This is a genomic window from Formosa sp. A9, assembly GCF_051200825.1.
Lineage (GTDB): Bacteria > Bacteroidota > Bacteroidia > Flavobacteriales > Flavobacteriaceae > Formosa.
The window spans coordinates 3,783,156-3,794,666 of record NZ_CP195158.1 but is presented as its reverse complement, the minus strand read 5'-3'; the positions used below and the strand labels follow the sequence as shown (position 1 = coordinate 3,794,666).

Annotated in this window: 11 protein-coding genes; 10 read left to right on the top strand and 1 reads right to left on the bottom strand. The window is 34.0% G+C overall.

Annotated elements, in window-relative coordinates; genetic code table 11:
* Positions 1 to 76 precede the first annotated feature (76 nt).
* Together ACR9EA_RS16690 and ACR9EA_RS16685 are read left to right on the top strand one after the other, a co-directional pair.
* Positions 77 to 1,687 carry a LysM peptidoglycan-binding domain-containing protein gene (locus ACR9EA_RS16690; protein ID WP_435135590.1) on the top strand — a complete coding sequence of 537 codons (1,611 nt, stop codon included), beginning with the start codon at positions 77 to 79 and terminating at the stop codon, positions 1,685 to 1,687.
* A 22-nt stretch (positions 1,688 to 1,709) separates the two neighbouring features.
* Positions 1,710 to 2,693, top strand: a complete 984-nt coding sequence (locus ACR9EA_RS16685) for a DUF4837 family protein (protein ID WP_435135588.1) — start codon at positions 1,710 to 1,712, stop codon at positions 2,691 to 2,693.
* Positions 2,694 to 2,763: 70 nt separating this feature from the next.
* Here the strand turns inward: ACR9EA_RS16685 and ACR9EA_RS16680 are convergent, their stop codons facing one another.
* Positions 2,764 to 2,943 carry a twin-arginine translocase TatA/TatE family subunit gene (locus ACR9EA_RS16680; protein ID WP_435135586.1) on the bottom strand — a complete coding sequence of 60 codons (180 nt, stop codon included), beginning with the start codon at positions 2,941 to 2,943 and terminating at the stop codon, positions 2,764 to 2,766.
* Positions 2,944 to 3,061: 118 nt separating this feature from the next.
* Between ACR9EA_RS16680 and ACR9EA_RS16675 the strand changes: the two genes are divergently transcribed.
* From ACR9EA_RS16675 to rfbD, 8 genes are read left to right on the top strand one after another with little or no spacing between them, the layout of a single operon-like run.
* A complete protein-coding gene (locus tag ACR9EA_RS16675; RefSeq protein WP_435135584.1) occupies positions 3,062 to 3,931 on the top strand; it encodes a M23 family metallopeptidase in 870 nt (289 codons plus the stop codon).
* Position 3,932: 1 nt separating this feature from the next.
* A complete protein-coding gene (locus ACR9EA_RS16670) occupies positions 3,933 to 5,432 on the top strand; it encodes a GH3 auxin-responsive promoter family protein (protein WP_435135582.1) in 1,500 nt (499 codons plus the stop codon).
* A 27-nt stretch (positions 5,433 to 5,459) separates the two neighbouring features.
* Complete coding sequence (locus ACR9EA_RS16665; protein WP_435135580.1) at positions 5,460 to 7,148, top strand: DUF6909 family protein; 1,689 nt, start codon at positions 5,460 to 5,462, stop codon at positions 7,146 to 7,148.
* Positions 7,149 to 7,153: 5 nt separating this feature from the next.
* The gene (locus ACR9EA_RS16660; RefSeq protein ID WP_435135578.1) at positions 7,154 to 8,236 is read left to right on the top strand and encodes a hypothetical protein; all 1,083 of its coding nucleotides are present in this window, start codon (positions 7,154 to 7,156) and stop codon (positions 8,234 to 8,236) included.
* A complete protein-coding gene (rfbB, locus tag ACR9EA_RS16655; RefSeq protein WP_435135576.1) occupies positions 8,226 to 9,245 on the top strand; it encodes a dTDP-glucose 4,6-dehydratase in 1,020 nt (339 codons plus the stop codon). Before ACR9EA_RS16660 ends, rfbB begins: the two co-directional genes overlap by 11 nt.
* A gap of 5 nt (positions 9,246 to 9,250) precedes the next feature.
* Positions 9,251 to 10,117: a glucose-1-phosphate thymidylyltransferase RfbA gene (rfbA, locus tag ACR9EA_RS16650; RefSeq protein ID WP_435135574.1), complete on the top strand. Its 867-nt coding sequence runs from the start codon at positions 9,251 to 9,253 to the stop codon at positions 10,115 to 10,117.
* Positions 10,118 to 10,663 (top strand): dTDP-4-dehydrorhamnose 3,5-epimerase, encoded by a 546-nt coding sequence (rfbC, locus tag ACR9EA_RS16645; RefSeq protein WP_435135572.1) that lies wholly within the window; start codon positions 10,118 to 10,120, stop codon positions 10,661 to 10,663.
* Positions 10,660 to 11,511 (top strand): dTDP-4-dehydrorhamnose reductase, encoded by an 852-nt coding sequence (gene rfbD / locus ACR9EA_RS16640; RefSeq protein WP_435135570.1) that lies wholly within the window; start codon positions 10,660 to 10,662, stop codon positions 11,509 to 11,511. The genes rfbC and rfbD overlap by 4 nt, the downstream gene beginning before the upstream one ends.

The following is an 11,511-nucleotide window of genomic DNA, read 5'->3' as shown; positions in this document are numbered from 1 at the left end:
TAACTTTAACTTTCATTTTCAGTTTAAAAATACGAATTTAGCCGCGATGACGTTAATACCTCAAATGGTTTTATAAATGAACAAGCGACTGAATATTTACTTATTATGCGTAATGTTATTATGCGTAACGGTAACTTTTGCCCAAGATTCTTTGGTTGTAAAAGTAAAAACACAAAGATTAACAGAAAATGAGTTGGTGTCTGGCGAAAATTATGTGGTCGATACCATTATAGACGGACAAACGTATTACAAGCCTCAAACCATTAAGCCTGTTGTAGATTCTTTAAGCATAGAAAATATGCAAGATCACGCTTACACAGCAGCTGTAGATAAGCAATGGTTAGAGGAATTATACAGTAATACTTTATACGATACTATTTACGAATCGGTTACCGAACTAACTTTCGATGAAGTCGAATATCCCGAATTAAATACCGATACACTTAAAAAAAGATTATTAGAGTTAGATGCTAAAACACCATTTAATGTCGCTTATAATCCATCGTTGGAAAGTGTTATAAAATCGTATTTAAAAAATCGTCGTAAAACGCTTCAAAAGCTTATGATGCTTAGCGAGTATTATTTTCCGATGTTCGAAAGAGAGTTAGATAATTATGATCTTCCGTTAGAAATTAAATATTTAGCCATTGTAGAATCGGCTTTAAAGCCAAGAGCAAAGTCTAGGGTAGGAGCCACTGGACTTTGGCAATTTATGTTTTCTACAGGTAAACTATATGGACTAGATGTAAGTAGTTATGTAGATGAGCGTAGCGATCCTTTAAAATCGACAGAAGCAGCTGCGAAATATTTATCTAAATTATACGAAATTTTTGGCGATTGGGATCTGGCTTTGGCCGCATATAATTCAGGACCAGGTAATGTTACTAAAGCGATAAGACGTTCTGGCGGTTACGAAAATTATTGGAATATAAGACCGTATTTACCTCGCGAAACTGCAGGATATTTACCAGCGTTTTTGGCAACCATGTATATTTTTGAGAATGCCGAAGAATTAGGCTTTTCTAAAGCCAAGCCAGAGTTTGCTTATATGGAAACCGATACCTTGCATGTAAAGCAAATGATAACTTTAGACCAAGTTTCTGAAGTAACAGGAGTCGATATAGAAGAACTTCAGTTTTTAAATCCGTCGTATAAATTAGATATTATTCCTTTTATAAAAGACGAGAATTATACACTGCGTTTACCTGTACATGCTATAGGGCCTTTTGTGGCTAATGAAGAGTTGATTTACGCTTTTGCTAAAGCCGAATTCGATAAACGTGAAAAACCTTTACCACAATTTTTCGAATCGGAATCTAAAACAAGATATACCGTACGGTCTGGCGATTATTTAGGTAAAATAGCCAGGAAATATGGCGTGCGTGTTAGCCAAATCAAGCAATGGAATGGTTTAAGAAGTAATAATCTTAAAATTGGCCAACGCCTTACCATTTATCCAAGAAACCCTAATGTGGCACCAAAAAAGCCTTCAGAGCCACAAGTTGCTTCGACATCTACATCATCAAAAACTTCAGAAGAAAAACATTATGTAGTTAAAAAAGGAGATTCGTTATGGAGCATTGCACAAAAACATTCTGGAATTTCTGTGCAAAATATTAAAGAATGGAACGGTATTAGTGGTAGTAATTTAAAACCTGGAATGACCTTAAAGCTATATAAAGGTTAAATTACTAAAAATCAATACTATTATGCGTAAAATTCTATTCTTATTATCGGCCATTTTGGTCTTAAACAGTTGTAACAACGACAAAAAAACAGCACAAGTTATTTTACCAGAATCGTCTGGAAACATTAATAATTTATCGGTTGTTATTAAAAACGAATTATGGCAGGGCGGTGTAGGTGAAGCCATTCGCGATGTGTTGGCAGCGCCAGTAGATGGCTTACCACAAGACGAGCCATTATTTTCTTTAAGCCAAATACCACCACAAGTATTTTCTGGATTTGCAACTAAAAACAGAACGGTCTTAAAAATAGAAAAAGGAGAGCATAAATCGCCCGAAGTAAAATTTGCAAAAAATGTATTTGCATTGCCACAAAAAGTAGTGCTAATTACCGGACAAACAGATGCCGAAATAATTGCTGAATTAGAAGCGAATAAAGATAAAATTATAGATGCTTTTAAAAACGAGGAAATTAAGGAAAAACAAAGACGAATTAATTTATCGCCTTTAAAAATAGATCAATTGGAAGAGGCTTTAAGCCTTAAAATGAAGGTGCCAAGTGCTTACAGAATAGCCAAAAACGAAGGTAAGTTTTTTTGGTTGCGTAAAGACATTACAACAGGTACACAAAATATCATGATTTACGAATTGCCTTTACAAGCTTTAAAACAAGATGATAGTTTAGTAAGTCAAATTATAAAAATACGCGATTCTATAGGGCAGGTGCATATTCCAGGGCCAACAGAAGGCACGTATATGATAACAGAACAGGCCTATGCACCGTATTTATTCCATACAACTATAAACGATAAACCAACTATAGAAACCAAAGGTATTTGGGATGTTAAAAACGCTTTTATGTCTGGTCCGTTTTTAAATTACATTATTACAGACAAAGCCAATAACAGATTAGTAGTTGTAGAAGGATTTACATTTGCGCCTTCGGTAGAAAAACGCGATTATGTATTCGAACTCGATGCTATTTTAAAATCGATAAAACTCGATTAATTACAAGTAACGATATAAAAAAACGCCAACTTTTTAAGTTGGCGTTTTTGGTATAAAAAGATTTCAGTTTTTATTGTTCCTTTGTTTCTTTCTCATCTTCTTTTGTGGCATCTTTAAACTCTTTAATACCACTACCTAAACCTTTCATAAGTTCTGGTATTTTCTTACCGCCAAATAATAATAAAATGGCTAGTGCAATAATAATATATTGCCATGCTCCAATTACTAAAAATATTCCTAAAGAAATCATACTATTAAGTGTTTAAGTTACAAAGGTAATAATTAAACTTTAATATTGTCGTTTTCGTATCAACTTTAAGTAAACAAGAAGGCTTCTTGATATAAATTTAATTAATTTTGTTTTTACGATGAATTCAGAAAAAACCAAAAAGAAAAAAATAACCAAAAAGCTATTACATAAGTATAGGTTGGTTATTTTAAACGAAGATACTTTCGAAGAGCGTTTATCTTTTAAACTTACGCGTTTAAATGTATTTGTGGTACTATCATTACTGAGTATTTTTTTAATTACTGCCACAACTTTTTTAATTGCGTTTACGCCTTTACGAGAGTATATACCTGGCTATTCATCGTCTGCCTTAAAAAAGAAAGCAACCGATTTAAGTTATAAAACCGATTCTTTGCAACAAGTTGTATACCAGAATGAGCTGTATTTTAATTCTATTAAGCAAGTTTTACAAGGCGAAATTAGTACTGGCGATGTGCAAAAAGATTCTATTATTGCTGCCACAAAGTTAGAAGCTAGCCAAGTCGATTTAAGTCCAACAAAAGCCGATTCAATTTTAAGAGAAAAAGTAGATAAGGAAGATAAATACAATTTGTTCGAATCGGCAACATCGGCGGTAAACTTTGTGTTGTTTCCTCCTGTTAGTGGCGAAATAAGCGAACCTTACAGTGTAAAAGATAAACATTATGCAGTAGATGTTGTTGTGGCAAAAAACACACCCATAAAAGCTACTGCCGATGGCCGTGTAATTTTTGCAGAGTGGACTTCCGAAACGGGGTTTGTAATTATTTTAGAACATAGCTACGGTTTAATTTCGGTGTATAAACACAATGCTTCGTTAACCAAAGAACAGGGCGATTTGGTTAAAGCAGGTGAGGTTATAGCGACAGCAGGAGATTCTGGAGAGCTCACCACTGGACCACATTTACATTTTGAATTATGGAGCGATGGTTATCCTATAAATCCAATTAATTTTATCGATTTTAAATAATATGTCCATTAAAGCACTGTTAGCAAAACCTTTTGCAAAGTACATTCATTACACCATTCAAAAATGGGCGAAAAACCCTGTTGCAACCCAAGAACAAGTTTTTAAATATTTAATTTCTGAAGCTAAAAACACTCAGTTTGGGAAAGACCATGATTTTGAAAACATCAACTCATATTCCGATTTTGTTAAACGGGTTCCCATCCGCGATTACGAAGCTTTAAAACCTTATGTAGAGCGTGTTGTTGCAGGCGAAAAAGATATTCTTTGGAAAGGGCAACCCCTGTATTTTGCAAAGACTTCTGGAACAACATCTGGTGCTAAATACATACCGTTAACTAAAGAAAGTATGCCTACGCATATAGAAGCTGCGCGTAACGCAATTCTAATGTACATACACGAAACAGGACATACAGATTTTGTTGATGGAAAAATGATATTCTTACAAGGAAGCCCTATTTTAGAAAAGAAAAATGGTGTTAATTTAGGACGGCTTTCAGGGATAGTTGCACATTATGTGCCTAAATATCTTCAAAAAAACAGATTGCCGAGTTGGGAAACCAATTGCATTGAAGATTGGGAAACCAAAGTAGATGCGATTGTAGAAGAAACGCTTCCGGAAAATATGAGTATCATTTCCGGAATTCCGTCTTGGGTACAAATGTATTTCGAGAAAATAATAGAAAAAACCGGAAAGCCTGTTGGCGAAGTCTTTAAAAATTTCAATCTATTTATATTTGGAGGTGTTAATTACGAACCCTATCGTGCAAAGTTTGAAAAACTTATAGGCAGAACAGTAGATAGCATCGAGCTATATCCGGCAAGCGAAGGTTTTTTTGCTTTTCAAGATAAACAGAATGAAAAAGGCATGTTGCTTCAGTTGCAATCGGGCATGTTTTACGAGTTTGTTAAAGCCGAATCGTTTTTTGAAGACAATCCTAAAAGAATCACTATTAAAGATGTCGAACTACATGTAAACTATGTTATGATTATTTCTACATCGGCAGGATTGTGGGCGTATAACATAGGAGACACAGTGGCATTTACCTCATTAGAGCCTTATCGTGTAATTGTAACTGGACGAATAAAACATTTTATTTCAGCATTTGGAGAGCATGTTATTGGCAAGGAAGTAGAACAGGCTATGGAAGAAGCCATTTTGAATACTGATATTAGAATTTCCGAATTTACTGTAGCACCGCAAATAACTCCAGAGTCAGGTTTGCCTTATCACGAATGGTTTATTGAGTTCGAAAATGAACCCGAAAATATGCAGTTGTTAGTTACACGTTTAGACGAAGCTTTGCAGCAACAAAATAGTTATTATTTCGATTTAATTCAGGGGCATGTGTTACAACCTTTAAAGGTTACTCCAATAAAAAAAGACGGGTTTCAAAATTATATGAAATCCATAGGGAAATTAGGAGGGCAGAATAAAATACCTAGACTCTCTAACGACCGAAAAATCGCCGATACCCTCTATACCCTTAAAGTAACTAAATAATGTTATATTTACACGCAAATTGGTAGTATGAGTAAGAAAAAACATCACGAAAGAACACGCGCTCAAGAGAGTTCTAGTGCTATAGAGCGTATGTATATTACCATGAGGCATTTGTTTAACCGAGGGTTTTACAAACCCATGGGGATTTCTGGAGAAACCTTACGCGAAGGTCTGTTATTGTTAAGGCCAGAAATTTACGGTTCTATTGCTGATGAAAAAGCAGAGTTAGAAGGTCTTTTGTATGTTATAGATAGATTGCCTTATGGCATAGAAGAATGCCGATTTATAAACCTAACCAGCGATGAAGGCTATGCAAATTCGCATTTTAAACCTATAATTCCACCTAAACGTCGTCGCAATTGTTATCGAATAGATAACGAGCAAATGAACATTGAAATTACAAGAGGGCGATCGGAAATTTACGATATATTAACCCATCTCACTTTTTTATTTATTGAGTCGCATAAAATAAGTAAGCGTGTAATTGTTGATGATGAAGGCACTACAACAAGAGATTGGATTAAGCTGGAAAAAACAGTGTTAGAAAACAAAAAGCTATCGCAACAAGAACGCGAAATAGCCATAACACATACTGCAAATATTTTAGGCAGAACATTTAACGAGATTACACAAATTTACAATAGTTTTTCAACGCCAGAACGTCCAGAACGTTTGTTACATATTGTATATTGGCTAGGTAAACTCGCGATTGATGAGGTAGTAGATAACGACAAGCGAACAGTGAGTTTTAGTCCTATGCTAAGAGAACGCTTAGGACATCATATTCATGGGGAAATTTGGGCCAATAATATTAAAGATGTTCTATTCAAAAAGAATTTATTAGATAGACCCATTCATGTTATAAGTGCTAACATGCATAGTGTAATGAATACCTTATTCGCGCCTAATGCTCTAAAATCTTTAGTAAACAAAAAAGATATATTTCAGGTTTACGAAGCTATAAGCCAGAAAGAGAATGGTTCGCTTCGCAATAAAGTAAATAAAGAGGCGTTGCAAAGAGGTATGACCTTTATAGAAGACGAGTCGGGAACAAATATAGATGTTCAAATATTCGATACTAAAAAAATCGATTTTTCAAAAATCGATCTCGAATATAATGCCGAAAAATTAAAAGATGAAGCGCCTGTTATTTTGGTAATGGATTATGCTTTTGGCGAACAGGCTTACGAAACTATAGACGAACTTTTGAAGCCTTACAATATTGAAGGCAATAAAGTGCATTTAAAAGTAGATTCGGTGTCTATTATGGGGAAAGCAGGAATTTTAGAAGGTATTAAAGGTGATATTATGATTCCGTCGACACATATTTTTGAAGGTACAGCCGATAATTATCCTTTTAAAAACGAATTGAGCAAAACCGATTTAGAAGGACATGGTATAGATGTGTACGAGGGCGCCATGATTACAGTTTTAGGAACCTCGCTTCAAAATAAGGATATTTTAAAGTTCTTTTACAATTCAACTTGGAATGTTATTGGACTAGAAATGGAAGGTGCACATTATCAAAAAGCCATACAATCGGCATCTAAAGTAAGAGGAAACATAGGGCCAAACGTAAAAGTAAGATATGCCTATTATGCCAGCGATAACCCTTTAGAAACAGGCAGTACCCTTGCCTCTGGAGGTTTAGGTACTACAGGAGTAAAACCAACATATTTAATAACCAGAAAAATATTACAACAAATTTTTAACTAATTTACATGAACTCAAACTTACCAGATCATTCTAACCTTCCACAAAAGCAGCAAAACACATCGGATGAAGTCGATTTAATAGTGCTGTTTAATTATATTGGGAAAGGATTTTCTAATGTCTTTAAATTTATAGGTAATTTATTTAAGTTACTTTTTAAAGGTATCATTTATTTTTTAAAGCCTATTGTAAAGTATGCCAAGATTTTAATTTTGGTTATGGTTGTTTTTGCTGTTATAGGTTATGTGTTAGATCGATTAAAACCAGCAGTTTATACTTCAAGTATGTTGGTAAAGCCGTATTTCGACTCTAAATTTCAACTGATAAATAATATAGATTATTATAATTCACTTTTAGCTAGTGGTGATTATGAAAACATTGTAAACATTTTTAAAGTCGATGCCGATGTAGCCGAAAGCATTAAAAATTTTGAAGTACTAGCAGGACCAGAAACAGAATCTGATCGTGTATTAGAATACGAAGAATTTTTGCTTTCTATGGATACTGCTTCGGCAAAAAATTATACTTACGAAAAATATTTGGAAGGAAGAGATATTTATTCGTCCAAAATATTTGAAATAAAAGTAGAAGCCACTAAAAATAATATTTTTAGAGATTTGGAGCTAGGGCTAAATACAACTTTCGAGAACACGTATTCTCAAACTTTAATGAAAAAGAAAAACCAATTATTTGATTTCGAAAAAAAGAGTATTTATTCAACTTTAGATAAAATTGATTCTTTACAAAAGGTCTACATATCAGTTTTAGAAGAAGAATCTAAATCGCAAGCCAGACGAGGAATGACTATAGGAGATGGATTAACATTTGAAAAAGATAAGTCGGTTACTAAAGAATACGAATTACTTAACAGAGAGATTTCTTTGAGGAATCAATTAGTAGAATTAGAAGAAGAATATCTAAAAGAAGATGTGTTGTTTGATGTTGTGTCTGGTTTTCAGCGCATAGGTAATAAAACATCAAATATCTACAATAAATATGTGTTGATGTTTCCTCTGATGGTATTTATAGTAATGTATTTAATATTTGCAGTATCTAAAATCATAAAATTTATAAAAGACTATGAAGGATAAGACTTCAATTTTGGTAACTGGAGGAGCTGGATTTATAGGCTCTAATTTTGTTAGTTATTTTTTAGAAGAAAATCAAAATATACATTTGGTTAATTTAGATAAATTAACATACGCAGGAGATCTTAACAACCTCCAAGAAGTAGAAAATAATTCAAATTACACTTTTGTTGAAGGTGATATTTGTGATAGACATTTAATAGAAGAACTGTTTACGACTTATAATTTTTCTGGAGTGATTCACTTTGCTGCAGAATCGCATGTCGATAACTCTATTAAAAATCCAGATGCGTTTATTCAAACCAATATCTTCGGAACATTTAATTTATTAGATGTTGCTAAAAAGCATTGGATGGATGGCCCGTTTGAATTTAAATCAGGTTGCGAAAACAATAAATTCCATCATATTTCAACCGATGAGGTTTACGGAACTTTAGGAGAAACAGGTTTGTTTTTAGAATCAACCCCATATGCACCAAATAGTCCTTATAGTGCTTCTAAGGCTTCTTCAGACTTTATTGTAAGAAGTTATTTTCATACGTATGGAATGAATGTATTAACTACCAATTGTTCAAATAATTACGGTCCAAAACAACACGACGAAAAACTTATTCCAACTATTATTCGTAAAGCATTATCAGGAGAAGATATTCCAATTTATGGAAATGGAAAAAACATTCGAGACTGGTTGTATGTTTTAGACCATTGTAAAGGCATAGCCTTAGTTTACGATAAAGGCGAGTTTGGAGAAACCTATAATATCGGTGGAAAAAACGAGCGGGATAATTTATATATTGCTAACACTATTTGTGGTATTTTAGATGCTTTAAGACCAAAAGATAAATCGTATACAGAGCAAATTACTTTTGTAAAAGACCGTGCTGGACACGATTTTCGTTATGCCATAGATGCTTCAAAATTAGAAAATGAATTGGGATGGAAAGCCGATGAGAATTTCGAGACAGGCATCCAAAAAACCATAGAATGGTACATCAATAAATACAATAAATAGCTATTATGAAAGGAATAATTTTAGCTGGAGGATCAGGAACCAGACTGCACCCTCTAACACTATCTGTAAGTAAGCAGCTTATGCCTATTTACGATAAACCTATGATCTACTATCCCTTATCTACTTTAATGTACGCAGGGATTCGCGATATTTTAATTATCTCTACACCAAAAGATTTACCTTTATTTAAAGATTTGTTAGGAGACGGAAAGAAATATGGCTGTACCTTCGAATATGAGGTGCAAGAAGCGCCTAATGGTTTAGCAGAAGCCTTTATAATCGGAGCCGATTTTATAGGAAACGACAAAGTAGCTTTAATTTTGGGTGATAATATTTTTTACGGAACAGGATTAGCTAAATTGTTGCAAGCGAATAACGATCCAGATGGAGGTATTATCTACGCTTATCGCGTGCACGACCCAGAGCGTTACGGGGTAGTTGATTTTGACGATAATGGTCAAGCAATTTCTATTGAAGAAAAACCAAAGCATCCAAAATCAAATTATGCTGTTCCAGGAATTTATTTTTACGATAACACTGTTGTTAATATTGCCAAAAATATAAAGCCAAGTGATCGAGGAGAACTTGAAATTACCGACGTAAACAAAGTGTATCTCGAACAAGGAAATTTAAATGTAAGTATATTAGATCGCGGAACCGCTTGGTTAGATACAGGCACATTTCAATCTTTAATGCAGGCCTCTCAGTTTGTAGAGGTTTTAGAAGAACGTCAAGGGTTAAAAATTGGTTCTATAGAAGCTGCGGCTTACGAAATGGGTTACATTTCTGCAGCCGAGTTTGAAGCCCTAGCACAACCGTTGTTAAAGAGCGGTTATGGTAGAAATTTATTGGGTTTATTAAATAAAAAATAGATGACAGTTACAGAAACAGGATTAAAAGATTGTGTAATTATAGAACCAAAAGTTTTTGGGGATAAACGAGGCTATTTTTTAGAAACATTTAATGCTAACACGTTTAAAGAACTCACAGGCTTAAATGTAGAATTTGTGCAAGACAACGAATCGTTTTCATCTAGAGGTGTTTTACGTGGTTTACATTATCAAACAGGAGAGCATGCTCAAGCCAAACTTGTTCGTGTTGTTAAAGGAGAAGTGTTAGATGTTGCGGTAGATTTAAGAAAAGATTCCCCTACCTATGGGCAGCATGTTACTGTAAATTTATCCGAAGACAATAAAAAACAGCTTTTTGTACCTAGAGGGTTTGCTCATGGTTTTGTAGTGTTAAGCGAGACGGCAATATTTGCTTATAAATGTGATAATTTATATCATAAAGAATCAGAAGGTGGTGTAATTTATAACGATGATAGCTTAAATATTAATTGGCAGATAGCGGAGAGCGAAATGATTATTTCGGAAAAAGATCTTGTTTTACCTGCCCTAGAGCACGCTATATCATGATGCAAGTTTTAGTTACCGGAGGAAACGGTCAATTGGCTGCTTGTATTAAAGATGTTTGTGTAGATAAATCAGAATTGGAAGTTACGTATACAAGCGTATCCGATTTAGATATTACGAATAAGCAACAAGTCGATCAATTTTTTGCCAAGCATAGTTTTGATTGGTGTATCAATTGCGCTGCATATACTGCTGTAGATCAGGCTGAGTCAGATATAGATTTAGCAAGAAAAGTGAATAAAGATGGTGCGAAGCATTTGGCAGAAGCCTGTAAAGCGCATCAGGTTAAACTTATTCATGTATCTACCGATTTTGTGTTCGATGGTAAGTCTACGAAGTTATATTCCGAAGAAGATGAAGTTAATCCGTTAGGCATTTATGGGCTAACAAAATGGGAAGGGGAGCAAGCTATTGCAGAAACTTTCGAAGATTATTTTATTATTAGAACCTCATGGTTATATTCGGAGCACGAAAATAATTTTATGAAAACAATGCTTCGATTAGCCGAATCAAGGACAGAATTAAGTGTTGTTGCAGATCAAATAGGTACGCCAACATATGCAACAGATTTGGCAGAAGTAATGTTGAAGATAGTTACTGGAAATAGTTCAGATTTTGGATTATATCATTATAGCAATGAAGGTGTAGCAAGTTGGTACGATTTTGCTTACGCAATTTTTGAATTACAAAAAACTTCCATACATTTATTCCCTATTAAAACAGTAGAGTATCCAACGCCAGCAGAACGCCCTAAATTTAGCGTTATGGATAAAACAAAAATAAAACAGACGTTTAAAGTTGAAATCCCGCATTGGAGATCAAGTTTAAAACATGCTATTAACAAATTATAA

Bases quoted from the DNA above. Each gene is read 5' to 3' on its own strand.
- ACR9EA_RS16690 (WP_435135590.1), top strand. From the start codon at position 77: ATGAACAAGCGACTGAATATTTACTTATTATGCGTAATGTTATTATGC.
- ACR9EA_RS16685 (WP_435135588.1), top strand. From the start codon at position 1,710: ATGCGTAAAATTCTATTCTTATTATCGGCCATTTTGGTCTTAAACAGT.
- ACR9EA_RS16680 (WP_435135586.1), bottom strand. From the start codon at position 2,943: ATGATTTCTTTAGGAATATTTTTAGTAATTGGAGCATGGCAATATATT.
- ACR9EA_RS16675 (WP_435135584.1), top strand. From the start codon at position 3,062: ATGAATTCAGAAAAAACCAAAAAGAAAAAAATAACCAAAAAGCTATTA.
- ACR9EA_RS16670 (WP_435135582.1), top strand. From the start codon at position 3,933: ATGTCCATTAAAGCACTGTTAGCAAAACCTTTTGCAAAGTACATTCAT.
- ACR9EA_RS16665 (WP_435135580.1), top strand. From the start codon at position 5,460: ATGAGTAAGAAAAAACATCACGAAAGAACACGCGCTCAAGAGAGTTCT.
- ACR9EA_RS16660 (WP_435135578.1), top strand. From the start codon at position 7,154: ATGAACTCAAACTTACCAGATCATTCTAACCTTCCACAAAAGCAGCAA.
- rfbB (WP_435135576.1), top strand. From the start codon at position 8,226: ATGAAGGATAAGACTTCAATTTTGGTAACTGGAGGAGCTGGATTTATA.
- rfbA (WP_435135574.1), top strand. From the start codon at position 9,251: ATGAAAGGAATAATTTTAGCTGGAGGATCAGGAACCAGACTGCACCCT.
- rfbC (WP_435135572.1), top strand. From the start codon at position 10,118: ATGACAGTTACAGAAACAGGATTAAAAGATTGTGTAATTATAGAACCA.
- rfbD (WP_435135570.1), top strand. From the start codon at position 10,660: ATGATGCAAGTTTTAGTTACCGGAGGAAACGGTCAATTGGCTGCTTGT.